Source organism: Luteolibacter flavescens, assembly GCF_025950085.1.
Lineage (GTDB): Bacteria > Verrucomicrobiota > Verrucomicrobiia > Verrucomicrobiales > Akkermansiaceae > Haloferula > Haloferula flavescens.
In genome coordinates, this window is record NZ_JAPDDS010000017.1 from 1 (window position 1) to 24,376 (window position 24,376).

Genomic DNA, 24,376 nt, shown 5'->3' on the forward strand with positions numbered 1-24,376 from the left:
ACATCCACCTTGGCAAGGTGGCGCTCTACCACTGAGCTACGCCCGCGTCGCGAAACGCGTGCGCGCTTTCTACATGCAGACGCCCCATGGACAAGGGAAATCTTCCATGAATTCGGATAATCTCCCACAACCATCTGAAAACGCGATGTTCCGCTCAGAAATTCCGATGCAGGAAATCGGGAAGGCCCGACGTTGAATCCGCCCATTGAAGCAGGAATCTCCCAGCCACACGGCCGTTTTGATCGCGCGCAGCGTCCTCTTGTCGGAGCGGATGCCCAGCCGCCTGCCCCTTTTGGCTTCCGGGGAAGCGGATGCGGTGCGTGGATTCCTCGGCAAGCGCGCGGACCGGGGCTGGTTTTCCATCGCGGCGCGGCATCGCCTCACCCGCGGGTGTCTCATGGCGGCGGAGCGCGTGCTGCTGGGCGGGATCTTCGCCCACTATCTCGCGAGGAAGCGCTGGATCGAGCGCGCGGCGAGGCAGGCGATCGCTGAGAGTGGTGTGAAGCAGCTCGTGGTGATCGGCGCGGGCTACGACGCCCTCGGGTGGCGGCTGTGCCGGGAGGATGGAGGGATGCGGTGCTTCGAGCTGGATCGCTGTGCCACCCAGCGGCTGAAGCGCTCGGCTCCGGGTGCCGCGGCGGAATTTCACCTGCTGCCCTCGGATCTCACAGACGAGCTGCCCGAAACGACCCTCGCCCGATGCCCGCATCACGAACCGGAAAAGCCCGCAGTCGTCATCGTCGAGGGCGTCACCATGTATCTGGAGCCGCAGCGCGTCGCGGAATTGTTCGCGTCCTGCGCGAGGATCGCAGGTCCGCGTGGCCGGGTGATCTTCAGCTTCATGGAAAAGGCCGCCGATGGCTCGCTGGGATTCCGCGGCCAGAGTGCATGGATCGGCCGTTGGCTGAGGATGCGGAGGGAGCCCTTTCGCTGGGGTGCCACACGGGCGGAGCTGGATGACCTGCTCAGATCGCTCGGCATCCGCATCCGCACCATCGCCGACCACGAGACGCTCCGTGCCGAGATCCTCAAGCCACTCGGCGCGGGAAAGCTCACGCTGGCCCGTGGTGAGTGCCTTTGCCTCTGCAGTCCCCTCTCCCCATGACCGATCCCCTCCTCTGCAACGATGTCCACTCGCAGCTCAATCCGGTGCGGGTGGCGCAGATCCATCGGCCTCGCTCTACATCGGAAGTCGCGGCATTGATCCGCGAGGCGGCACGCGATGGCAGGCCGGTCTCCATCTGCGGCGCGCGTCATGCGATGGGCGGCCAGCAATTCGGCGACGGGACCATGCTGTTAGATTGCAGCGACATGAAGGAAATCGGCGGGCTTGATCGCGAGCGCGGCATCGTCGAGGCAGGCGCGGGCCTCACGTGGCCGGAGCTGATCGCCGCGCTTCATGATGAACAGACGGGAGAGTCACCGGTCTGGACGATCCGCCAGAAGCAAACGGGAGCGGATGACCTCACGCTTGGCGGGGCTTTGGCATCGAATATCCACGGGCGTGGATTGCGAATGAAACCCTTCATCGACGACGTGGAGGCCTTCACCCTGGTGGATGCCTCGGGCGAAGTGCGACGATGCAGCCGGACAGAGCATGCGGATCTCTTTCGTCTGGTGATCGGCGGATACGGGTGCTTCGGCGTGGTGACTTCCGTGGCGCTGCGCCTCGCCCCGCGGATCAAGGTCGCGCGACGCGTGGAGGTGACCACGCTCGATCAACTCCACGGAAAAATGGAGGAGCGCATGGAAGCCGGCGCGCTCTATGGAGACTTCCAATTCGCCATCGATGAATGTTCCCAGGACTTCCTCAATCGCGGCGTGCTCTCGACCTACCAACCCGTCCCGCAGGACCGGAAGATGGAGGAAGTCCGCACCTTGGGAGCGGACGAATGGCGGGAGCTGATCCGCCTGGCTCATACGGATCGCACGCGCGCCTTCGAGACCTACGCGAAGCACTACCTCGGCACGGATGGCTCGCTCTATTGGTCGGACACGCACCAGCTCGCGGTCTACCTGTGCGACTATCATCACGACCTGGACTGCTGCCTCGGCAGCGGTGCGGGCACGGAAATGATCACCGAGCTGTATGTGCCGCCGCAGGCTCTAACAGATTTCATGAAAGCCGCTGCCGGGGATCTGCGCCCACGCGGCGTGCCGGTGATCTATGGCACCATCCGCTGGATCCGGCGCGACGAGGAATCCCATCTCCCCTGGGCGCGCGAGGACTTCGCCTGCGTGATCTTCAATCTCCACGTGGAGCATGACCGCCGCGAACCTGCCGTGGAGGCATTCCGCGCGCTCATCGATCTCGCGCTGTCATTCGGGGGCTGCTACTTCCTCACGTATCACCGCTGGGCGAGGCGGGATCAGGTGGAGAAGGCGTATCCGGGATTTGCGGAGTTCCTGGCGGAGAAGGAGCGGCGTGATCCGGAGGGCAGGTTTCAGAGCGAGTGGTGGCGGTGTTATCGGGAGATGTTTTCGGGGTGTGGGGATGAGTGATGCGGGGTTGAAGAGCGAAACAATGCTGTCAGGTGCTTCGGCGGGCCAGTGGCCCGCGCTCCCAGGGGCGCAGGCCTTCCATTGGCATTCTTCCTCTGCCGTTCACTTCGTCTTGTCGGGGCGCGCTGGGGGCTGCGGGACGGGGCGCGGGTCTTTTTCGATGAGGTCCTGCAGGTGCTTCACCGCGGCCTCGAGCTGGGCATCAGCTCCGCCGAAGGTGGCGTGCGGCAGGTTGTCCACGGTCTCGTCGGGCTCGATGCCTGTGCCCTCGATGAGCCATTCGCCCTCGGGGCTATACACGCCGATTTCCGCGGCGCTGCACATACCGTTGTCGATGAGCCAGCGCTGGGCATTCAGCCAGATCTGGCCACCCCAGGTACGGGTGCCGAAGACCTTCCCCAGCCCGAGCCGGCGCACGCCCTCGGAGAATGCCTCGCCATCGCTGGCGGTCCATTCATTGCACAGCACGGCGATGTGACCGCGGAAAGCGTACTGCATGTTGGAGTAGGGCATGCCCGCACGCGGCGACCAGTGGAACCACGCCTTGCGAAGCAGGCGGCCGAGGATCCACGAGTCGGTATTGCCACCGCGGTTGTGCCGCATGTCGATGATCAGGCCCTGCCGGTCAAAGACGGGGTAGAAATCGCGCGCCCACTCCAGGATGCTCTCCGGCCCCATGTTCCGCAGGTGCACGTAGCCGATCTTCCCCTGCCCCAGCCGCTCGGTCTCCAGGCGGCGCGTGTATTCCCACTCCGAGTAGCGCAAGTCCGCGGCAGCCTCGGGGGAAAGCGGCTTCACCAGCACGTTCCTCCGCAGCCCGCCGGGGGAAAGGACATCCAACAGCACCTGCTGCCCGGCCTTCTGCGCCAGCCACTGCTGCGGGTGCTCCGCGTCCTTCAGCTCGCGGCCATTGATGGCCATGATGGTGTCACCCTCCTTCACGCCCACGCCGGGCTTTGCCAGCGGACTCGTCATGCCCGGATACTCAGGATCGGACGTGAAGATGTGATCCACCCGCCAGCCGCCGCTCGCGAGATCGCGCGAAAGCCGCGCCCCGAGTGCCGACGGCTGGATCTTCTCCGGACCCTCGCGCAAGTCGCCGAAGCGCACGTAGATGTGCAGCGCGCTGAGCTCGCCGGACATCTCGTGAAGGATCTCCCCGAGGTCCGCACGGTCCGCCACGCGATCCACCAGCGGCTCGTATTTCTGCCGCACCGCCACCCAGTCGAGGCCGTGCATGTTCGGGTCGTAGAAGAAGTCCCGCAGCATGCGCCAGGACTCGCGGTAGATCTGCCGCCACTCTTCCTTCGGATCGATGCTGAAGCCCCAGCGGTCCAGCGCCACCGGCTTGTCCAGCTTCGCCGGGCACTCGCCCGCGGACGGCACCACGTGGAAGGCATCACCCTTCCGCAGCGCCAGCCACTTGCCATCGAAGGAAAGGTCCCAGCCCCGCGTGTCCTCGGCGAAGACCTTCGGCTTCGCATCGTCATGCGAGATGTCCAGCCGCATCAGCCGCGGCTTCGTGTCATTCCCCGGCGCCTGTGTGTTGAAGAAGAGATGCTTCGGCGTCGCCACCAGTCCGGAGAGGTTTCCGGAGACGCCGGGCACCTCGTAGAGGCGCGTCGCGAGGCCATCGGGATCGATGCTCACGGCAGCCACCGTCGCAGGCTTGTCGCCGTTCTTCTCGTCCTTCTTTTCCTCCTTCGGCTCGGCGACCAGCTCGTCCGGCGGGGTGAAGGGAAAACGCGCGTCCTTCGTCAGCGCGAGCGCGTAGATGCGCGTGCTCTCGGTGAAAAAGGGCTCCGGCTGGCGAGGGCCCCACGGGCTCTTCACCAGCGACTTCAGCTCGCGATCGCTCAGGAAATACAGCCACTTGCCATCGGCGGACCATGCGGGCGAGGAGCTCATCACACGATCGCTGGTCGCCTCGATGATGCTGCCGTCGTTCGTATTGTAGAGGCGGATGCGCGGGAAGGTATTCAGCGCGGGCTCCACGAAGGCGAGCCACTGGCCATCCGGCGACCACGCCATGTCGGGAAAGCCGCGCATCGGCGACGTGCTCACCTTCACCGACTGCTTTGTCGCCAGGTCTCGCACCCACAGCTCCAGGTTCTTGTCCTGCCACGCGAGGCGCTTGCCATCCGGCGAGGGCACCGGCGCGTAGCGGAAGATGGTGCCATCGCCGGTGAGCATTTCCGGTGCACCGACGCCATTTGCCGGCAGCTTCACCATCTCGATTTCCCCGGTCTGGTCGGTCTGTGCGACGAGTGACTTCCCGTCCGGCAGGAAGCTCGCCTCGCGGAAGCGGACATCGGCAGGGCGCGGGATCTCCACTAGCCGTCCACCGGCCTTCACCGGAGCGACGAAGACGCTGCCGCGCGCGGTGAGAACGAGCTTTTCCCCATCCGGCGAGACGCTGAAGCGCGTGAGATACTCCATCGGCCGCTTCACCCAGCGGTCCCGCGTCTGGTCGAAGTCCGACGCGAGCGTCACGGGAATCTCCACATCGCTGCCATCGCCGATCGTGAAGAGACGCAGCGCTCCCGCGTGCTGATAGACGATGCGGCCCTCGTGCAAGTCCGCGTGGCGGATGTCGAAGTCCGCATGACTGGTCAGCGCCTTCGCATCCTTTCCATCCGGCGTCATCGACCACAGGTTCATCGTGCCGCTGCGGTCGCTGAGGAAGTAGAGGCGATCCTTGTCCCACATGGGGCGCTTCGAGGTGCCCTTGAAGTCACCCGTCAGCGGCACGGCCTCCGTGGACCCCAGGTCGAAGCGCCAAAGATTCTGCACCGTGCCGCCCACATAGCGCTTCGTGCTGCTGCCCTGGAATGGCAGGCGGGTGAAGACGAGGCGCATGCCGATTTCGTCGAAGTCGCCATCGCTCGCCTGCGAGAGCGGCAGCAGGCTTTCCACACCCGTCGCCGGATCGATCGCGACGAGCTGGTCATTCGGCAACGTGGAGTGGGCGCGGGTCGTGACGAGCACCTTGCCATCCGACGTCCAGCCCACCGGGCGGGAGCCCTCGCCGTGCCAGGTGAGGCGCTTTGGCAAGCCGCCATCGAGGGGCATCACGAAGGTCTCCATGGGGCCTTCGTATTCCGCGGTGAAGGCCAGCCACTTGCCATCGCGCGAGATGGTGGCGGATGACTCCAGCCCCGGATGAGTCGTGAGGCGCTGGGCCGAGCCGCCTTTCACGGAGACCTTCCACAAGTCGCTCTCGGCGGTGAAAACGACCGTTTCGCCATGTAGCGCGGGCATCCGGAAGAACCCGGGCGCGCCATGCGCGACGGCGATCAGCGTGAAAGCGACAAAAACACGGGGCATCAGCATGCGGGGGACATGCACGAATCGGGCCGGAGTGGCAACCCCGGGGACCGATTCCGGCATTCATCGCCCCTCCGCGCCATCACCCGTTCGGGAGACTCGGAAGCCGTGGAGATCCGGCGTATTCTCTCCCCTGCCCTGCTTTCCCTCATGAGATTCCTGCTACCCCTGCTGCTCGCATCCGCCGCCCATGCGGCCACCTGGTACGTCGCGCCCGATGGCAGCGACCACGCTCGCGGCGATCGCCCCCAGCCCTTCGCCACCGTCCAACGCGCACAGGCCGCCGCCTCGCCCGGCGACACCGTCATCCTGCGCGGCGGCACCTATGCCATGCAAGAATCCATGATCGCCCGCCGCGAGCGCATCTGGGCCTATGTGACGCTGCTGGACAAGAGCGGCAAGCCGGGCAAGCCCATCACCTATCGAGCGGAGACCGGCGAGCAGCCCGTCTTCGACCTCTCCGCGGTGAAGCCCGCGGGACTGCGCGTGCATGCATTCGAGGTGAAGGGGTCGCACCTCGTCCTGCAGGGCATCTCCGTGACCGGCGTGCAGGTCACCGCGGCGCATCACACGCAGTCGATCTGCTTTTCCAATACCGGCAGCCACAACCGCTACGAACGCCTTCGCATGCACGACGGAATGGGGATCGGCTTCTACCTCTCGCGCGGATCTAACAATCTCGTGCTAAATTGTGACGCTTGGAACAATTACGATCCGGTCTCCGAGGGCGGACGCGGCGGGAATGTGGATGGCTTCGGCGGTCACCCGAACCGCGGCGATACCGGCAATGTCTTCCGCGGCTGCCGCGCGTGGTTCAATTCCGACGATGGCTTCGACTGCATCTCCGCGTGGGAGAGCATCCGCTTTGAAAACTGCTGGGCTTGGCAAAACGGGAAGTCGCCCGATGGCAAGAGCCTCGGCGACGGCAATGGCTTCAAGATCGGCGGCTTCGGCCTGGAGGCAAAGCGCGGCCTGCCCGACCCCATGCCCCGCCACACCGTGATCCGCTGCGTGGCGGCGTCTAACAAGGCAAACGGATTCTACGCTAATCACCACCCCGGCGGCAGCAACTGGATCCACAACAGCGCCTACGCCAACCGCACGAACTTCAATTTCCTCGGCCGCGATTTCTCGACCCATACCGGCGTGCCCGGCAGCGGACACATCATCCGGAACAACATCGGCTTTGGCAGCCGCAACGAATTGGCCCAGCTCGATCGCGAGAAATGCCAGCTAGCCGGGAACATCTTCGGAGAAAGACTGGAGACGAAAGACTTCCTCTCGCTCGACGTCTCACTGCTCGCCGCGCCGCGCCAGAAGGATGGCTCACTGCCTCACATCGACTTCATGCGCCCCGCGCCAAAGGGCAAAATGGTGGACGCCGGCGAGAAAGGTGCCGAGCCCTTCAACGGCAAAGCCCCGGACGCCGGAGCCATCGAATCCGGCAGCACCTGAAGCTCCACCGGAGCACGTACCGGAGAGAAGATGATGATCCGTTGAGGTCCTGGGATTACCTCCTTACTTCCTCCAAGCCCCCACCACGATCCCCACGCCACCCACCACGAAGAGCAACGGGAACCACAGCGAGTAACCCGGCGCCTTCGATTCCGGCTCCAGCACCGCGACGTCCGGATCCGCCGGATTCACACGGCACTGCTGCTGCGATCCCTCCGGATACTGGTCGATGAAGATCTGCACCGCCGCCTCCTTGCTCACCCAAGGACTGCCGCGGAGTTTCAGGCGGTCACTCTGCCTTGGCACGTCTTCCCAATGATAGCCGTAGAGCACCGAGAAGCGGCGCTCCACATTCCCATTGGGATCGATCTGCCGCTCCTCCGCCGCCGAGCGCAGGATGATGCACGGCACCTGCGGCCAATGGTCCACCTCCCGCGCACGCTGGAAGCTCCGCCACATCAGCCATGAGAAAATCCCGCCGATCAATGCGAGCATCAGCCCGATGATCGAGAGGTAAACGCGGGAACCCGTGGAGCGCTGCGGCATGCCCACCCGATACCCCCCGCCGACCCGCGCGACAACGCTTTCGCGCACCCACCATCGACGCTTCGGAATACTTCGCGAAAAAGAATCAAAAACCTCTTGCACCGGCAGTCGATCTGACTAAGGTGCCGCCCCGCACCGCAAGGTGCACCACACAAAATCGCGGGATGGAGCAGCCAGGTAGCTCGTCAGGCTCATAACCTGAAGGTCGTAGGTTCAAATCCTACTCCCGCCACTTCTTCGCCGAACTGGTGAAAGTGAGAGACCAGAATCAACCCGCCGCACTCCGGCGGGTTTTCTGTTTCCTTCGATTCGGTTCCAACCTGAACCAGCTCTAGACCCCTCCTTGCTCGTCACTCAAGGGTTCTGCCAACAGCGGAAAGCGGGAAATAACGGAAAATGAAGAGCTTGGGCCGAACTCAACCGATCTTCAGACCAACGGATTTAGGATGCCGCCCACCGGATCGGGGATTGTATTACCACCTATTTCTTCCGGTGTTCTTTGAGAAAAGACGAAGCGCTGCGACAAGCCTCCCTCACGTAGTCATCTTCATCACCATCAAGGCTCTCCAGCAACGCCCAAGCATCATCGCGGAAATTATTAACGACCCCACGAACACAGGAAATCCGGGTCAGATGAAATAGCGATGTATCCGCAGCACCCTTCAAGAGGTATTCCCTCGCCGCAGGAGCTTCAACTTCAGACAAAATCCCTCCAGCCTTCCACGATATCTCTCCTCCCTTTCCATTCAAAAGCCAATCTCCCATCAGGCGGACAAAAACGTCGTCGACCGGATAGCATTCATCACGATCATACAGCAGCATCCCCAACGCATACATGTAGTCGGAAAGCCAGAAATCCTCGCCCCGAGTTCCATCAACAACCTTTTCAATCAACATCGGAATGAAGCGATCGTCAGTGATCTCCACAAGCAGACTAGCAAACCTATTCGTATTGCTGATCTGCTCCGGCCTAGAAATGATTGAGATCAACTCGGCCAAAATCTCCTGATCACTCGACGATTTCCGTCCGACATATTCCAGAGCTAACGCCCTGGTTTCTTCATCGATTCGCATTGAGTTGATTTACGGTACAGTTCACAGGCAGTTAATACGTTCTACATCCAAAGAAAACGGATGAAATTGCAACCAATTTTCAGCGATCCAACCGATTTCCGGAGCTGTGAAACGGCTGAAATCACAGCCTTCTAACGGGGTTTGAACTGGGCGGGGGTTCCCGGTAGAAGGGGCGGCGTGAGAAATCGTTTGCCGGATGTCGCATCCGTGCTTCGGCGATTTCGCCACTGCGACTGCCACACCCTAACGAACCGCACCTGCCGTGTTTCCCCTGCCTGATCCACCTGATTGCCAGTTCGCCGTCGATGCGGCGATTGTCGTTGCTTTGGCGATCGTGCTGATCGTCGGGCGATTCATGGAAGATCCGAGCTGAGGTTTCGCGTTCGGACGTCCGCAAACCTTGAGGTTGTTGGAATCCGAGGATGCAAGGTGCATTGGGCACCCATCGGTGCTGCCATTTGCAGCGGGCGAGGCGTGCTGAGACCGGGGATGTCCTTCATTCCCAAGGCTGGCGTCATCGGAACGGGCTGTGCGGAGTGAGTTTGCGAGAGACACGGGTATCCATCCCGGTCCTTCGCATTCGATCATGATCCCGCTCGCAGTTTCCAATGCTCCTCTGGCCGATGTCTTCTCGGGTTGGCTGTCTTATTCACTCGGCGGCACGCCTGCTTGGGCGTGGCTGGCATTGCCGGTGGTCGGCAGCTTGGCATGGCTGGCGGCTCGGTTGATCGGGTCGCTGGGGACTTCGCTGGCGAAGCAGCGCGAGGGTGCGGCGAAGAAATCAAAGCTGCGGAGTCTCGTGGGATTCGCCCGGAAGCCCGCCCAGTGGTGCGTGGGGACGGCGCTCTTTCATCTGGGGCGCAAGCCGCTTCCGCTGTCCGAGAGCCTCCAGGGATTCCTCCACTATCTGGAACTCGCGGTGGGAACTGTGGCGCTGCTCTGGCTGCTGCTGAGGCTCACCGAGATGTCGTCAAATTTCCTCGGCAAGCAGCTCGACAAGACCGGTCGTGCGCATGCGAAGGCGGCCATCCCTCTCATCCGGAGCGTGGTGAAGGGGGCGGTGATCATATTCGGCATCGTCTTCCTGCTGCAAAATCTGGGCATCAATGTGGGCGCGATTTTGGCCGGGCTCGGCATCGGCGGCCTCGCGCTCGCCCTCGCGGGCAAACGGACGGTGGAGGATCTCTTCGCCGGGGTGACGCTGGTGGTGGACCAGCCGGCGCGGGTGGGCGATTTCTGCAAATTCGGGAGCAATTCCGGCACCATCGAGGACATCGGCATCCGCTCCACGCGTGTCCGCACGGCGGACCGCACGCTGGTCACCATCCCGAATGCAAAGCTCTGCGAGCTACCGATCGAGAACGTGGCGATGCGCGACCGCATCCTGCTGAAAACCGTCATCGCGCTAAGCTACGATACCAATCCCGCGCAGATGAGGAGCATCCTGGCGAGCATCACTTCATTGCTGGCTGAGCGAAAGGAGATCGCGCCCGGAAACCGTGTCCGCTTCATCGAATTCACCGAGTCGGCGCTGAACCTGGAAGTCTTCGCCTACGTGGTGACCCGGGATTTCAATGAGTTCCTGAAGGTGCGCGAGGAGATCTATCTGGGCATCATGGACATCGTGGCCGGATCGGGCTCCGGCTTCGCCTCTCCCACTCCGCCGGTGGTGCTGCGCGAGGGCGAAACCCTCACTGTCGGAGAAGGCCGGCCTGCCACGGAATCGAAGGCCCCGGAGCAGGGGTGACCCATCACTTCCCCGCCGCCTGCGGATCGAGCACCCAGCCTTCCGCCTCGACGCTGTCGATGATGACCTGATCAGCGCGGGCAGCACCCGGAGGGTATTTCACCTTCAGGGCCAAGCGTGTGACCGCCCCCACATCGACGGGGCGGAGCTGCTGATCCAGCGCACCACCCCGCTGGACATAGCCATAGAGGGAACTCATGCCATCCAGCGAAGCGAGGCGATAGGAGGACCACTCGCGCTCGTCAGCGAAGTCAAAGTTATAGTAATCGACCGCAGTGAGTTGCACGCGAAAGAGCACGGGCGCGGTCGGCTTCTTCTCCCGGATCTCGTCCCAAGTCATCTCCGACCAAGCGGCCCAACTGTCCCAATCGACCTTCAAGCGGCCATCCCGGCGGACGAGCGCGATTTCGCGGAGACTTGCATCGGCGACGGAAACGGCGACGACGGAAACAGCACCCTCACCGCTACCCGTGGTGATCGGAGTGCTGGCGAAAGAGGAGAAGCCGGGCTTCTCGTAGCCTTCGCCCGAGAGCCACGCGTCCCATTTGGCGCGGGTCTTCTCGGGATCGAGGACATGCTCCAGGGCCGCTTCCTGGGTGGGCGCATCGAGGAATGCCTTCGCGACGGTCTCAATCTCGACGAGCAACGTCGGGGCGGACTCCGCGCTGGTGCCGCTGTCCTTTGGCTTGGTGGTCGCTTGTTCGTCCTGGACAGGGGCCTGAGCAGGCATGCCCGCCACCGGTGCGGGTGCTTTTTCCTGCGGCATCATCCACCAGGCAAAGACGCCCACCAGGACCACGCCCACCACGCCGAGGATGGCGATGAAATTCCGGTCACTGCGGGCGGCAGCCTGCGCTTCATCAGCCTCCGTATCATCCTCGTATTCCTCCACCAGATCCTCTTCGGGCTCCTCCGGTGCAGGCTCGGCGATAGGGGCGACGAGCGGCGGCAGCTCATCGTCCGGACCGGGCAGGCGCAGCATGATGCGGCAGGCCGGGCAAACGACGCCCACGCCATCGTGATCCTGTGGCACCCGGAAGACGCAGCGGCATCCCGGGCACACGAAGCTATTCCACCGTCTTCTGGCAGTGATCACCGTCTCTGACACGCGGGGAAGCTGCGGGCTACGCGGCGGCGGTGCAAGGGTTTCATCCGGCACACGGGCGGAGATATCATTCCGACTCGATGTCCAGGCGCTCCGGCCATGGCAGCTTCATGCGGGCTTCCCCGTCGCCGAGGTCGAAGCTGTCGAGCACGTTGGTGCGGTTGCGCGGAGAGTGCTCCACCGAGCGATCCACCACGAGCTGCTCGGTGTAGTATGGATCGTCGCCCAACAATACCGGATCCTTTGACCGCACCGGCGTGGTATCGATCACCGCGGTCATGATTAGCGTGGAGGAATCGGAGGGAGCCGCCGCGGTGGCTCCGGAGTGAAGAGGGCAGAATGGAAGGTTTTCGCTGCCCTTCCTGAAGAACTCCTGGATCTTCGCGGGTCCGGTGAGCGTGGCACCGGTCACGGGATCGGTGATGGTGTCGTAGCAATAGGGCGTGGCGCGCTGGCCGGAGACGCGGCAGATCTCCGCCTGCACCACGGACTCCGGCTGCGAGATGATCTTCCCTCCAAAGGAAGCCGCGGCGGTATTCATCGCGTCCTCCCACACCGGCATCGCGAGGTCCTTTGAGAAAGCACCCTCGTAGATCGACTTGCCAGGCTGGAGGAAGCCGACCCAGACGCCACAGGAGACGCGGCCATTGTAGCCGAGGAACCAATTGTCGGAGAAATCATGCGTGGTGCCCGTCTTGCCCGCGCCGGTGAAGGGCTTCTCGACCATGCGTTCGGCGAGCCCGGCCACGTTCCCCCGCTCCATCGCGCCGCGCATCATGCTGTGCACGATGAAGGCGGTGGCGTCGTCGGTCGCCTGCAGGCGGGTCGGCGTGAGGATCGCCCGCTGGTAAACGGTCCGACTGGCCGAATTGTCGATACGATCGACAATGGTGAGCTGGGTCGGAGCGGTCGCTCCGCCACGGGCAAAGGCCGAGATGCCACGCACGGCGTCCTTCAGCGAGGCAGCCTCCCAGCCCACGGCGAGGCGCGGCAGGAGCTCGGCGTCCTTCATCGGCAGGCCGAATTTCTCGGCGGTCTTGCGAACGTTTTCCAAGCCGGCCATGCCAGCATAGCGGACCGAGGCGGCGATCTTCGAGGCTTCGAGGGCACGGCGCACGGTGATCTTGCCCTCATACACGGGCTTCGCGGTCTCCATGCCCCACTCGCCGAGGATACCCTCGCGACCGCCGACCATCACGGAGCGGTTGTCCATCGGCTCGTCCTCCACGATCGAGGCCGGGCCCATCCCTTGCTCCAGCCCGGCGGCGTAGAGGAAGGGCAGGAAAGCGGTGCCAAGCGGGCGACGGCCCAGCTCGATCACGTCGTAGGGTGCTTCCTCATAGCTGCGGCCGCCCACGTGGGCGAGCACCTCGCCAGTCTGGTGGTCGATCATCAGGCCGGCGCCCTGCAGATACTCGGGGGCCACACCGGAGGATTTCTTGTACTGCGAGCGCTTCTGGTTCGCATAGCCGGGGCGCTTTTCCGCGGCTTCCAGGCTGCGTTGCAGGCTCGCCTCGAGCGCGCGCTGCACGTCGCCATCGATGGACGTGTGAATGCGGAAGCCACCGGCGGCCAAGGCGTCCTCGCCCATGACGCGGCGGATCTCGTCTGCCACCCGCTCGTAGAGGTGCGTCGTGCCGCGCTGCAGCGGCTTCGGATTCAGCTTCAGCGGGGTGACTCGGAGCTTGGCGACCTCGCTGCTGCGCACGGCACCAAGATCCACCATGCGGCCCAGCACGAGGTTCCGCGAAGTCTGGTTCGCCGCCGGATTGTTCAGTGGGGAGAGATTGCTCGGGTTCTTGATACAGCCGACGATCGCAGCGCTCTCCAGCGCATCCAGATCCTTCGGTTCCTTGCCGAAGTAGCCGAGCGATGCCGAGCGGATGCCGTAGTAGCCGCTGCCGAAATAGATGCGGTTCAGGTAGAATTCCAGGATCTCCTTCTTCGAGTAGCGCTTCTCGATCCGCTGGGCGAGGAAGGCCTCCACCAGCTTCCGCTCCATCCCGCTCTCTCCGCGCGCCTTCTTCTCCGCCTCCAGGTCGTAGGCATTCCTCGCCAACTGCTGGGTGATGGTGCTCGCACCCTGGGTCGTCTCGCCTGCCTTGTAATTCAGCCACACGGCGCGGACGATGCCGATGTAGTCCACGCCATCGTGCGTTTCGAAACGCTGGTCCTCACCGGCCCTCAGGGCATCGATGAAGATCTGCGGGACCTGCGCGATGGGGATCACGCTGCGGTTCTGGACGAAGACGCGACCGATCTCCTTGCCATTCCGGTCGAGGATCAGGCTCGGGATTTCCAGGTCATTGATGCGGGCCAGATCGTAGGTATCCGCGCGCTCCCGGTAGGGCCGCGTGTAGCGCTCCGCAGCCACCAGACCGATGCCACCGATCAGCAGACCGAAGAGAAGGAAGGAGAACCAGAAGCGTTTCTTCTTGTAGAAGCGCCGCTTCTTGGGCTTCGTCCGCGTGTTTTTTTCGCTGGTGGCCATGCAGGAATCCGATCGTGACTTGGCCCGGAGTTCCCCCGGTGCCCCATCCGCATACTCTCCGGAATGCGATCGCGCAACACCGGGCTTGGCGGACAGGCTGCGGGAAAAGATACGCGCATCCGGCCCGATTTCCTTTCCGGAATTCATGGCCGCCGCCCTCTACGACCCCGCGGAGGGCTACTACGGCCGCCCCGCCGGTCAGGTGGGGAAGGCGGGAGACTTCATCACGAGCGTGAGCGTCGGCCCGCTTTTCGGGCGCCTGCTGGCCCGGCACATTGCCTCGTGGCACCAGCAGGCCGGGTCTCCGGAGCGCTGGCGGATCATCGAAACGGGGGCGAATGACAGTTCGCTGGCCGGGGACATCATCTCGACTCTGGAGCGACTTTCCGCGGATGCCGGGCTGGAATACGCGATCATCGAACCGCTGCCCCGCCTCGCGCAAGATCAGCGCAAGCGACTGCCGGGCGTGGCCATCGTGGAAAGTGCCGAGGCCTTCGCGGGCGATCCATTGCCGTCGTTTGTCTTTGGAAACGAGGTGATCGACGCGCTGCCCTTCCACGTCATCGAGTCCGATGGCATCGCATGGATCGAGCAGGGTGTGACAGTGGATGATGCCGGAGCCTTCGCCTGGCATCCGCTCGGACCCGCCGCGGCGGAGGTGGTGGGAAACCTGCCGGTGATGCCCGCCGGGTATCGCACCGAGATCCGCTGCGGCGTCCGGGATTTCCTCCGGCCTCTCGCTGCTGCCATGGCGGGCGGGCGCATGCTGTGGATCGACTACGGCTTCCCGCAAGACGACTACTATCATGAGGCGCGGACCACCGGGACCCTGAGGACCTTTTCCCGGCACCGCGCGGGCGAGGACCCGCTCGACTCGCCCGGCGAGATCGACATCACCGCCCACGTCGATTTCACCGCCCTCGCCCGGGACCTGGATGCCACGGGCGGCCAGGTCGTGAGATTCGAGCCACAGGGCAGCTTCCTCACCCGCGTCGCCAGCCCGTGGCTGCTGGAAATGGAAGGCCGCACGGACGACACCACGAAGAAGGAACTCCGCGCCTTCCAGACCCTCACGCACCCCGGACACCTCGGTTCGCGGTTTCATGTGATGGAGGCGGCATTTTGAGGGGGGGCTTCGGGGTGGCGTGACGGCTTCACTGTCCTTCCTGCGGGGCAAAAAGCTTTCACCGCTTGCCATCCGCGGTCGATGCGCTAAACCCGCGCCGGGATGAAACCGACCACGCTTTTCGCCGCCGCTGCCGCCGGGCTGTTCCTCTTTGCGACCTCCTGCGAGCGCCACGAGTGGGAAGAAACCCGCAAGCTCCACGAGAAGCACGGCCACGCCTCCCATGGTGAAGGCCATGACGACCACGGTCACGGCCACGAAGGGGAAAAGCACGGCGAAGAGAAGGCTGCTCACTGAGCCGGGCCTCCGCGCCCGCGCCCAGGCGCTCATCTCATTCGCGCACCCGCCGGTAGCTCAGGAAGCACTCGCCGATTTCCGGACGAGGATCGAATTCCGTGAGTTCGAATTTTCGCGACCCCGGCAGGAACCCTCCCGGCACCCCGCTGATCGTGGGAGCCTCACGTCCTCCGAAGAGCGTGTGACCGGCCCAGGTCAGGTGAACCTCTTCCACCGCATCCAGCGCCAGCAGCTCGAAAGCCAGCGATCCTCCGCCCTCGCAGTGGAGATGGCGCACGCCGAGCCTCGAGAGTTCTTCCAAGAAGTCCGCCAAGCTCCCGCGATGCAGGGTCGCCCCGGCGATCTCAATCCCCTGCCCCTCCGTCGCCAGCAGATGGATCGGCCCGCCCGGGGTGTGAAATAGCGGATGCCCGGGATCGAAATTCCCACTCCGCGAAACGACGCAGCGCAACGGATCCTGCGGGGACTTCATCGTCATGCGGTCCGCCTCCAGAGTCCCTCGCCCGACCATCAGGGCGTCCGCGTTTTTCCGCAGCTCCAACAGCCGCGCATGATCCTCCCGCGACGTCCACCCGGACGGGCGCTTGGCCACGGACGAGATCTTGCCGTCGGCGGAGAGGGCGAAATTGAGGCTGATGGTGGGAAGGTTCATCTCGGACCGGCCCCTCCATCCGACCCCACGGAGCCGCGCATGCGCAAGTCCTGATCGATTCTGAGGGGTGTCGACGTTCCGTCGACACGGGTGAACGGAACATCCACCCTCCTCAGGGAGCTACGCCCGACATGCATCCGCTACCCGGCCCGGACCATGGCATGCGCTGGCAAGGCTTGCGGGGATGGCTGCGGCATGTATTTTCCGCGGCATGAGCAAGCCTGCACCGACAATCACCGCCTATCTCAAGACCTTCTGCGGCTGGAGCGAGGGCGTCCGCGCGATCATGCGGAAGTACGATCTCCAGTTCGAAGAGAAGGACATCATCAAGAATCCGGCCTTCCGCTGGGAAATGGAGCAGCGCAGCGGCCAGTCGCTGTCGCCGTGCGTCGAGATCGATGGCACCATGCTTCCGGACATCTCCGGGGATGAGGTCGAGGCGTGGCTGATCGAAAACGGCTACCTTGAGAAGAGCGAGGAAGCCGCGGATGCGCCGACGAATTCCGCCTGCACCGACGAGCAGCACGAGGCGATGGCCCGTGGTGACTTCAAGCTGCCGGGGAAGATCAAGTTCCTGGGCTGATCGGAAGAAAAGTAGCGAAGGAGAAGTAGCAGAATGGCAGCGCCATTCTGGCGGGGCGAGCGTGGAGGAAGTTCGCCACGTCGCCTCGTGAGGCGGGCCGCACCCAGCCGGAGCGACGCAGTCGCTCCGCTACGAAGCCTACGAAGCCGAATGCGGGCGCTTCGCTACGAGATCACGTTTCCTCAAGAGAAGAGCGCTTGGACCATGTCCACGCTCTTCCTCCCGGGGAGGACGCTGAGTTCCATCTGGTTCATGACGTAGGCGAAGCTGACGCCGCTGTCGGGATCGCCGAGGGCGTGGCTGCCGCCGGCACCGGGATGGCCAAAGGCCTCCAGCGACGGACCGTAGAGTTCGCGGACCTTTTTGCCGGACTCGTCCACGGGATCGAGCTGGCAGCCGCAGGAGAAGGCGGTGGGCTTCATCAGCACGCGATCCTCGCCGGAAATGCGCAGCGTGCCCAGCGCCTGGCGCACGCGGTCATTCAGCGGACTCTCGATCGCCCCGATGGCGGCTTGGTAAAATTTCGCCAGCGCCGAGGCGGTGCCCACGCCACCCATCGCAGGCAGGCCGTAGGTCCATGCCTGCGGGTCATTCACGTCCTGCACGGAGCGCAGCCCGGCGGGTGAGGCGAAGGAGCGCCGGGTCAGCGTGCCCTCGGTGTTGAACTCCTTGTAAAAGCCATCCTGCAGGTCCTCCGCGGCGGCCTTGCCCGGGTAGAGTCGGGCGACGCGCGGGTGCTCGCTTTCCGGCAGGCCGATCCAGAATTCCAAGCCGAGCGGTGCGGCGATCTCCTCGCGCCACACCTGACCGAGCGGCTTGCCCGTCAGGCGGCGCACCGGTTCCTCGACGAGCGATCCAAAGGTGCGCGGATGATAGCCATGGCCATCGCCCGGACGCCACGCGGGGACTTGCGCCTCGAGGGCCGCGGCCACGGCGTCGTGATCCCAGATCATCGCGCGCTGATCGAGTGCGGACAGCCCGCATTGATGGGAAAGGAGGTGGGCAAAGGTCGCCTCCTCCACCGGGAAAGCCGGCCACACCTCTCGCACCAGCGTCTCCGGCCCGAGGCCCTTTGCGTCCAGAGCGAGCAATAGCGTCGCGGATGCAGGGCCCTTCGTCGCGGAATACACGGGGACCAGCGCCTTCTCGGTCCAAGGGCGGGTCTGCTCCTTCTCACACCAGCCTTCGCCGGTCGAAAGGACTTCCTCGCCGCGCCACCAGACGCTCACCGAGGCACCGATCTCACCCCGGCTGCGGAAGTTTTCCTCGAAGACGGACAGCAATTCACCGAGCGCGGACGGAGACACGCCGATGGGGTGAACCATGGGACCCGGCTTGGCAAGCGAAGCGAGCGGGAGATCGCAGGCCTGAACGCACCGGAAATGCGGGCCGTTGCTCCTGGGAGCGCGGGCCACTGGCCCGCCGAAGCTCGTCTGGCGGCGGAGCTTGTCTTGCGGACTGACTGCCGAGGGGCACCGCCTCCTTGGCGAGGAGGGAGCGGAGATTGCAGGCCGTTTTTGGCCGCGGGGAGATGCGGGCTGGGAGGGTTCCTTCGGCGGGCCAGTGGCCCGCGCTCCCAGGGGTGATCTCAGGGGCTTCAGAGGCGGAAGTCTTCGCCGAGGTAGTATTTCCTCGCGACGGGGTCATTCACCAGGACCTGCGAGTCCCCCTCCAGGATCACGCGGCCATCGTGGATGAGGAAGGCGCGGTCCACGATGGAAAGCGTCTCCCGCACCGAGTGGTCCGTGATCAGGATCGTCAGGCCGTCACGCTCGCGCAGCTCGCGGACGATGCCCTTGATGTCCTCCACCGCGATGGGGTCGATGCCCGCGAAAGGCTCGTCCAGCATCAGCAGGCGCGGGTCCGTGCAGAGAGCACGGGCGATCGCAAGGCGTCGCTTTTCACCGCCGGAAAGCGCGATGGCTTCCGAGTTGCGGACCTTGGTGATCTTGAAGCGCTCCAGCAATTCCTCCGCGCGTGCCTTGCATTCCTTCCGGGAGAGTCCCGGTCGGGTCTCCAGCACCGCGAGCAGGTTTTCAAAGGCGGTCAGCTTGCGGAAGACCGACTCCTCCTGCGGCAGGTAGCCGAGACCGAGGCGGGCGCGGCGATGCATCGGCAGGCGCGAGATGTCGGTGCCATTGAATTGCACCGTCCCGGCATCCGGCGGGACCAGCCCGGCGATCATGTAGAAGGACGTCGTCTTGCCCGCGCCATTCGGGCCCAGCAGACCGACGATTTCGCCCGGGCACACGGCGAGGCTGACACCATCGACCACGGCACGACCGCCGTAGCACTTGCGGAGACCGGTGGCGGTGAGGAGCCGCTGGCCATTCGAGGAGGAGGAGGAAGACATCGATCAGCGTTTCGGTTGCTGCTGCGGCTTGGGCTTCGGAGCCTCTTTCTTCGGCGGGGTCTTCACGTTGGCTTCGAATCCGTCGGGATTGTGGGTCACCACCTTCGTCAGGTTTCCGTCGCCGTCCGTATGAATGAGGATGTAGGCCTTGGCTCCCTTTGCCTGACCCTGCATGCCACCTTCCTGGAAGACCCACGGTGAGCCGCCCTGGAGAAGGATCTGCTCCTTCTCGAAATCGTAGATGATGGAGTGCGCCGAGGCCTCCACCGGCTTGTCGCCCGGCTTGCCGGAGTCGAAGCGGATGTGGACGGCGGGGCCGGTGGCGACCATGCGCTTGGCATCGCCAAAGGTGCCTCCCTCACTGCCCTTGTCAGCTCCGCCCGCCTTCTTGAGATCCTCGGCCATCTTCGCGTGCTTCGCGGCGAGCATCGCCTCCAGCTCCGCCTGAGTAGGCGGGGGCTTCGGCTTGCCATTGGCAGCGCCATCCTTCGGCTTGGGAGCGGTCTCCTCCTTCTTCCCTTCGTCTGGCTCGAGGAAGAGCTTCACCTCGCTCGCGCCTTTCAGCTGGAGCTGCGGATTCGTCACGGTCACGTCGCCGAGGAAAATCAGCAGGCCTTCCTTCGAGTCGAAGTAGGCACCCTTCTTCGCCTTCACCACGGTGTCCTTCGTATCCGCCAGTGCGGCCGGGCGCGGCACGTCGGGAGCATCGGCAGGTGCGGCCCCGGCAGCGGGTGCAGCGTCGGCAAGCAGGCTGACGAGCGACGCGGCCTGGAGGAAATTGTTCATCGTGAGGCGGGCGTCATTCGACGTCGCCTTGATGTCGGCCAGATTCTTGCCCGCGGCGTCGATCTGCTCGACTTGCTCGGAAGCACGGCTGGCCGTCTGTGCGGCCACCTCGGCGAGTTGCTCCTGGCTCAGCAAGGAGCCATTGAAGCGCTCCGCAGTGGTGACCGATGCCTCGTCCGCCGGCACGGCCTTTTGCTGCGCGGGCAGGGCGGGCGCTGCGGCCATCATCATGGCTCCGGCGGCCAGTGCGCCTCGGGTAGGAGTGGCTTTCATGGAAGTGCTCTTGTCCTTTTCGATGTTCTTGGCCACCGCGGTCACGGGGCCGTGCAGGAATCCACGGTTGTTTCTGGTGTCAAAGGCGAGGGCGGAGCCATCGACTTTCAAATCGTCGGAGACGAAGGAGACGGGCTCGTCCGAGCTGAGCAGCGTGAGCTTTTTCCGCACCTCCAGGAGCGCCTCCGTCATGGCGATGTTCCCCTTGCTGGAGCGGTCGGGATTGAAGAAGGAGATCCTGAGGTCCTTGACCTCCACCTTGTCCAGCACCGCCACGGTCTTCGGGTTGTTGGTGCGAAGATCCATCTTCTGCTCGTCGCGGGTGAAGATGGTCAGGTTCCCCGCCTTCACCGAGGAGACCATGTTCAGCTTCTCGTCATAGCTCGGCAGCACCACGTTCTTCAGGACGCTGCCATTTGGCAGCAGGCCGCCGGAAAAGAGGCCGCCGGACTCGTCTCCCCCGTCCCCGCCGAGCGGCGAGGCACCTTCCTCCGGGACGGTGGTCTGCGCCGCGGCCATCGCGAGCCCCAGTGCCGCGCCCATGATGCCCGTCGCGATCGGGCCGCGAAAGGAAGGTCTCGGACGAAGGGAGCGGTGAGACATGGGCGGGGAAACAGGGGTTCAAGCGCCGTGCGCAGCGTGGTGGATCGCCACCAGTCGGACGAGCAAGTCTTCCAAAAATTCGAGCGGAATTTGGTTAGGTCCATCCGAAAACGCATTCTCCGGGTCGGAGTGCGTCTCCATGAAGATGCCATCGATGCCCGTGGCGATGGCCGCGCGGGCAAGAACGGGAGCCAGCTCGCCATCACCACCGGTCGTGCCGCCAAGGCCGCCGGGCCGCTGCACGGAGTGGGTGGCATCGAAGATGACGGGCAGGCCTTCCTTCCGCATCCAGTAGAGCGAGCGCATGTCGGCCACCAGGTTGTTGTAGCCAAAGGTGGTGCCGCGCTCGGTGATAAGGAAATTCCGGCACTCGAAGGAGCGCAGCTTGTCCGCGATGTTCACGGTGTCCCACGGGGCGAGGAACTGGCCTTTCTTCACGTTCACCGCGCGGCCGGTCTTGGCGGCGGCTTCCAGCAGGTCCGTCTGGCGGCAGAGGAAGGCCGGGATCTGCAGCAGGTCGATGTGCTCCGCGGCGATCTCCGCGTCCTGCGGGCTGTGGATGTCAGTCGTCACCGGCACGCCGAGCTCTTTCGAGATCTCGCCGAGGATGCGGCAGCCTTCGGCCACGCCGGGGCCGCGGAAGGATTTCACCGAAGTGCGGTTCGCTTTGTCGTAGGACGCCTTGAAAAGATAGTGGATGCCGGTGCGCTTCGCGATCTCGTCGATGGAGCGCGCCATCTCCCAGGCAAAGGCCTCGGACTCGAGCGCGCAGGGGCCGAGGATGAAAAACGGGACCGGCCCGCCGACCGGGACGCTGCCAATTTGGAAGGGTTCGAAGGACATGATTGAAGCTTAATGAGACGGAAAATTCCAAACGAACGTTTAGCCCTCCGCTTTCTCGTATAGGGGACGCAGGTTGGCAAGAGCGGTCGTGAGAAGTTTTTCCTCGATATCGGTCAAATTCCCATGGGTCTTCGCGGCGAGCATCTCCAGGGAATCGAGCACGGACTTGGCCGCGCGCAAATTGGTCGTCCGCTCGCCGGTCGCCGGATGCGGGATCTGGCCGAGGAAAAGCCCGGCATTCTGGGCCTGGAGGATGACGAACTCATTGAAGCGGGGATCGGCGACGGCCATGGGGCGCTGAGACTGAATCCCCCGGCGAAACGTGCCAAGTGCCAAGAGCGTCGATGCTCCTTTCGGTGAAGTGCGCGCCCGGGCTGCGGACGCTTCAGGTTTGCGGATTGATTTCCAAGGCATTGAGGGCAAAGCGGCGCGGTAGGAATGCAACGAGCTTGGCAGCGGGGGCCGATCCGGTAGCGTCGCCGCCCGCCCTCCGATGGACCTCGACCCACTCAGCCGCCGCCTGCTCGGTTCCGTCTCCCGGGACTTCTTCCGGCCGCTTTCCCGGCCATCCGCCGCGATCTACATCGACTGCGCGGACCGCATCGCGGACACGGCGGGCGATGCCGGACGCATCCCGCATGCGGACGCCATCGCGCTGGTCCGCGAGACGCTGGCCTCCCATCCGGAGATCCTGCTGGCGGAAGACGAGGGAGCCTCCCTGCGGGATGCCCGCCAGCGAGCCGGCCAGCTTTTCAACCGCCTCTGCGACGCCGGGTGGCTGGAGGACCAGCAGCTCGGCCTGCACGAGCGATGGGCACTCGTCTCCCCCGGCCTGCGCCCCCTGCTCCGGCTGCTTCGCGAGCTGGCGGAGGAGGAGATCGCCGAGCTGACCACCTTCGCCGATACCGTGCGCGGCGTCTGCGAGACACTGGAGCGCCCGGAGGTGCTGCACCCGGGCTTCCGCACGACGGACGAGCTGCGGGCGACGGTAACCGACCTGAATTCCCGTCTGGAGAATGCCGTCATCCAGCTCCACGGGGTGGAAAAGCTGATCTCCATCTTCGACCAGCGCCAGCGCGCCAGCGAGACGCCCGCCGAGACCCTGCGGCTGCTGTATGAGGAATTCGGCACCGGCCAGCACATGGTCTGCTACGATGCCCTTCGTAGAAACGGGCTGCTGCCACGGCTGCAGGCGATCCGCACGAAGGTGGCCGACATCCGCGACCAGCCGCTGGTGAAGGAGCGCCTCGCGGAAGGACTGGCCACGCACTACAGTTGGCCGCCGGACGAGGCCTATGTGCGGGGCGAAAAGATGCTGCGCGACCTCGAGCGCCGCCTGGCCTCCATCCGCCTCGTCGCGGATGCGATCGACGCGCGCATGGCCGGCTTCAACCGCCTCTCCCAGCAGCGCTACAGCTACCAGACCGAGCTGCGCGGACGCCGCCCTGAGATCGTGAAATCCTACTGCGACGCGATCAATGCAGCGCACGCAGGCACGAAGCTCTCCGGCTTTCGCGACACGCCGCCGGACTTCGCCCCGCTGGTGCCGGAGATGCGCTGCTTCTATGGCGTGGAGTCGTTGGCACGCACGCGTCGCGTCCGTGCCGCGGCGGACCTTTCCTTCGGCATCGATGGTGAACCACGGGAGAATGACGAGGACTCGCTGGAAGCATTGAAGGAGCGCCAGCGCCTCGCCCTCACCCCGCAGCGTGCGGCACGGCTGGTGGCCCGCCTTCTCGACGAGGTCTCCGCAAGCATCGGCACGCAGGAGATCCAGTCCGCGAGCATCGATGACGTGCTCGACCTGCTCGCCACCGCGGCCTACGACCACGCCACCATGGCGGACGGCCGCGTGGTGCGCTGGTCGGCCGATGGCCCGCGGCGGCAGGACGGCCTCGCGCCCGATGGCGTCCCCATGGACGAGCAGGCGGACTGGACCATCGAACGATTCACCCTCACCCGCCAAGCTTGAGATGAGCGATACCGATCCGAACTGGCCGCGCTTCTGGCCGGATGTCCCCGACAACGACCGCGCTCCCCTGCGCGAGATCCTGGCCGAGCTGCTGGGCCGCGGCACGCTGATCGGCACCGACGGCAGCGGGCGCGATCTCTTCCTGCTGGCACGCGACCATTACCAGGAGCACCTGAAGGACTACCTCGCGCCGCTCGGCCTGGAGCTGATCGTGGATGACGATTTCTACCTGCTGCAGGCACGCCCGCGGCCGGAGACCTGCCTGCTGCTCGCGCAGTTCACGAAGGACGAGACGCTCTTCCTGCTGGTGCTGTGGCGGGCGTGGGACGACCACCGCACGTCGCGCGCGGAGCAGTCGGTGATCATCACGGTGGACGATCTGTGGCAGCGCTTCAAATCGACCTTCGAGAACATTGAGCCGCCGGAAAAGACCCACGTGGAAAACCTGCTGGCCCGCATGAAGCGGCACCGGCTGGTGCGCACCCAGCGGCCGGATCCGAATGCGCCGGTCGGTGAGACCTTGATCGAAATCCTGCCCAGCCTCGCGCGGACCATCCCCTTCGACTCGATCGAGGCGTGGACCGTCCGGGCCTCCCTCTATCAACCGCAATCCGCCCCGGAAGCCTCCGCTTGAGCCCAGC

At 64.5% G+C, this 24,376-nt stretch carries 21 protein-coding genes and 1 tRNA gene; 11 read left to right on the plus strand and 11 right to left on the minus strand.

Annotation, left to right across the window (positions count from 1 at the left end):
* The 3 genes from OKA04_RS21565 to OKA04_RS21575 all read left to right on the plus strand — a co-directional run.
* Window positions 1-196: hypothetical protein (locus tag OKA04_RS21565; protein WP_264503294.1), on the plus strand; the 196-nt coding region annotated here is incomplete at its 5' end.
* 75 nt (window positions 197-271) lie between these two features.
* Window positions 272-1,105, plus strand: a complete 834-nt coding sequence (locus tag OKA04_RS21570; protein WP_264503295.1) for a class I SAM-dependent methyltransferase — start codon at window positions 272-274, stop codon at window positions 1,103-1,105.
* Window positions 1,102-2,502, plus strand: a complete 1,401-nt coding sequence (locus OKA04_RS21575) for an FAD-binding oxidoreductase (RefSeq protein ID WP_264503296.1) — start codon at window positions 1,102-1,104, stop codon at window positions 2,500-2,502. The genes OKA04_RS21570 and OKA04_RS21575 overlap by 4 nt, the downstream gene beginning before the upstream one ends.
* Before the next feature lie 102 nt (window positions 2,503-2,604).
* On the opposite strand, the gene OKA04_RS21580 is transcribed toward OKA04_RS21575, so the two are convergent.
* A complete protein-coding gene (locus OKA04_RS21580; protein ID WP_264503297.1) occupies window positions 2,605-5,829 on the minus strand; it encodes a S41 family peptidase in 3,225 nt (1,074 codons plus the stop codon).
* Window positions 5,830-5,979: 150 nt separating this feature from the next.
* On the opposite strand from OKA04_RS21580, the gene OKA04_RS21585 reads away from it, so the two are divergent.
* Complete coding sequence (locus OKA04_RS21585) at window positions 5,980-7,284, plus strand: right-handed parallel beta-helix repeat-containing protein (protein WP_264503298.1); 1,305 nt, start codon at window positions 5,980-5,982, stop codon at window positions 7,282-7,284.
* Between the two features lie 63 nt (window positions 7,285-7,347).
* Here the strand turns inward: OKA04_RS21585 and OKA04_RS21590 are convergent, their stop codons facing one another.
* Entirely contained in the window at window positions 7,348-7,830 is a 483-nt protein-coding gene (locus tag OKA04_RS21590; RefSeq protein ID WP_264503299.1) for a DUF3592 domain-containing protein, read from the minus strand.
* A 158-nt stretch (window positions 7,831-7,988) separates the two neighbouring features.
* Between OKA04_RS21590 and OKA04_RS21595 the strand changes: the two genes are divergently transcribed.
* Window positions 7,989-8,062, plus strand: a tRNA-Met gene (locus tag OKA04_RS21595).
* Between the two features lie 248 nt (window positions 8,063-8,310).
* Here the strand turns inward: OKA04_RS21595 and OKA04_RS21600 are convergent.
* Window positions 8,311-8,904: a hypothetical protein gene (locus OKA04_RS21600; RefSeq protein WP_264503300.1), complete on the minus strand. Its 594-nt coding sequence runs from the start codon at window positions 8,902-8,904 to the stop codon at window positions 8,311-8,313.
* 586 nt (window positions 8,905-9,490) lie between these two features.
* Here OKA04_RS21600 and OKA04_RS21605 point away from each other — a divergent pair.
* Window positions 9,491-10,651: a mechanosensitive ion channel family protein gene (locus tag OKA04_RS21605; RefSeq protein WP_264503301.1), complete on the plus strand. Its 1,161-nt coding sequence runs from the start codon at window positions 9,491-9,493 to the stop codon at window positions 10,649-10,651.
* 4 nt (window positions 10,652-10,655) lie between these two features.
* On the opposite strand, the gene OKA04_RS21610 is transcribed toward OKA04_RS21605, so the two are convergent.
* A complete protein-coding gene (locus tag OKA04_RS21610) occupies window positions 10,656-11,759 on the minus strand; it encodes a hypothetical protein (RefSeq protein WP_264503302.1) in 1,104 nt (367 codons plus the stop codon).
* A 64-nt stretch (window positions 11,760-11,823) separates the two neighbouring features.
* Window positions 11,824-14,247 (minus strand): transglycosylase domain-containing protein, encoded by a 2,424-nt coding sequence (locus tag OKA04_RS21615; RefSeq protein ID WP_264503303.1) that lies wholly within the window; start codon window positions 14,245-14,247, stop codon window positions 11,824-11,826.
* 145 nt (window positions 14,248-14,392) lie between these two features.
* Here OKA04_RS21615 and OKA04_RS21620 point away from each other — a divergent pair, with 145 nt between their 5' ends.
* Window positions 14,393-15,373: a class I SAM-dependent methyltransferase gene (locus OKA04_RS21620; protein WP_264503304.1), complete on the plus strand. Its 981-nt coding sequence runs from the start codon at window positions 14,393-14,395 to the stop codon at window positions 15,371-15,373.
* Between the two features lie 102 nt (window positions 15,374-15,475).
* Entirely contained in the window at window positions 15,476-15,670 is a 195-nt protein-coding gene (locus OKA04_RS21625) for a hypothetical protein (protein ID WP_264503305.1), read from the plus strand.
* A 34-nt stretch (window positions 15,671-15,704) separates the two neighbouring features.
* Here the strand turns inward: OKA04_RS21625 and OKA04_RS21630 are convergent, their stop codons facing one another.
* Window positions 15,705-16,322, minus strand: coding sequence for a RibD family protein (locus OKA04_RS21630; RefSeq protein ID WP_264503306.1), 618 nt, complete (start codon window positions 16,320-16,322; stop codon window positions 15,705-15,707).
* Window positions 16,323-16,533: 211 nt separating this feature from the next.
* On the opposite strand from OKA04_RS21630, the gene OKA04_RS21635 reads away from it, so the two are divergent.
* Window positions 16,534-16,905, plus strand: coding sequence for a glutaredoxin family protein (locus OKA04_RS21635; protein ID WP_264503307.1), 372 nt, complete (start codon window positions 16,534-16,536; stop codon window positions 16,903-16,905).
* 182 nt (window positions 16,906-17,087) lie between these two features.
* Here the strand turns inward: OKA04_RS21635 and OKA04_RS21640 are convergent, their stop codons facing one another.
* From OKA04_RS21640 to OKA04_RS21660, 5 genes are all read right to left on the minus strand, one after another.
* Window positions 17,088-18,230 carry a serine hydrolase domain-containing protein gene (locus tag OKA04_RS21640; RefSeq protein ID WP_264503308.1) on the minus strand — a complete coding sequence of 381 codons (1,143 nt, stop codon included), beginning with the start codon at window positions 18,228-18,230 and terminating at the stop codon, window positions 17,088-17,090.
* 272 nt (window positions 18,231-18,502) lie between these two features.
* The gene (gene lptB, locus OKA04_RS21645) at window positions 18,503-19,258 is read right to left on the minus strand and encodes an LPS export ABC transporter ATP-binding protein (protein WP_264503309.1); all 756 of its coding nucleotides are present in this window, start codon (window positions 19,256-19,258) and stop codon (window positions 18,503-18,505) included.
* A 3-nt stretch (window positions 19,259-19,261) separates the two neighbouring features.
* Window positions 19,262-20,920, minus strand: a complete 1,659-nt coding sequence (locus OKA04_RS21650) for a hypothetical protein (protein WP_264503310.1) — start codon at window positions 20,918-20,920, stop codon at window positions 19,262-19,264.
* Between the two features lie 18 nt (window positions 20,921-20,938).
* Window positions 20,939-21,763 carry a 3-deoxy-8-phosphooctulonate synthase gene (gene kdsA / locus OKA04_RS21655; protein ID WP_264503311.1) on the minus strand — a complete coding sequence of 275 codons (825 nt, stop codon included), beginning with the start codon at window positions 21,761-21,763 and terminating at the stop codon, window positions 20,939-20,941.
* 39 nt (window positions 21,764-21,802) lie between these two features.
* The gene (locus tag OKA04_RS21660; RefSeq protein WP_264503312.1) at window positions 21,803-22,054 is read right to left on the minus strand and encodes a DUF1844 domain-containing protein; all 252 of its coding nucleotides are present in this window, start codon (window positions 22,052-22,054) and stop codon (window positions 21,803-21,805) included.
* 202 nt (window positions 22,055-22,256) lie between these two features.
* Here OKA04_RS21660 and OKA04_RS21665 point away from each other — a divergent pair, with 202 nt between their 5' ends.
* Together OKA04_RS21665 and OKA04_RS21670 are read left to right on the plus strand one after the other, a co-directional pair.
* On the plus strand, window positions 22,257-23,735 hold the full coding sequence (locus OKA04_RS21665) for a Wadjet anti-phage system protein JetA family protein (protein ID WP_264503313.1): 1,479 nt from the start codon (window positions 22,257-22,259) through the stop codon (window positions 23,733-23,735).
* A gap of 1 nt (window position 23,736) precedes the next feature.
* Entirely contained in the window at window positions 23,737-24,369 is a 633-nt protein-coding gene (locus OKA04_RS21670; RefSeq protein WP_264503314.1) for a DUF4194 domain-containing protein, read from the plus strand.
* Window positions 24,370-24,376 lie beyond the last annotated feature (7 nt).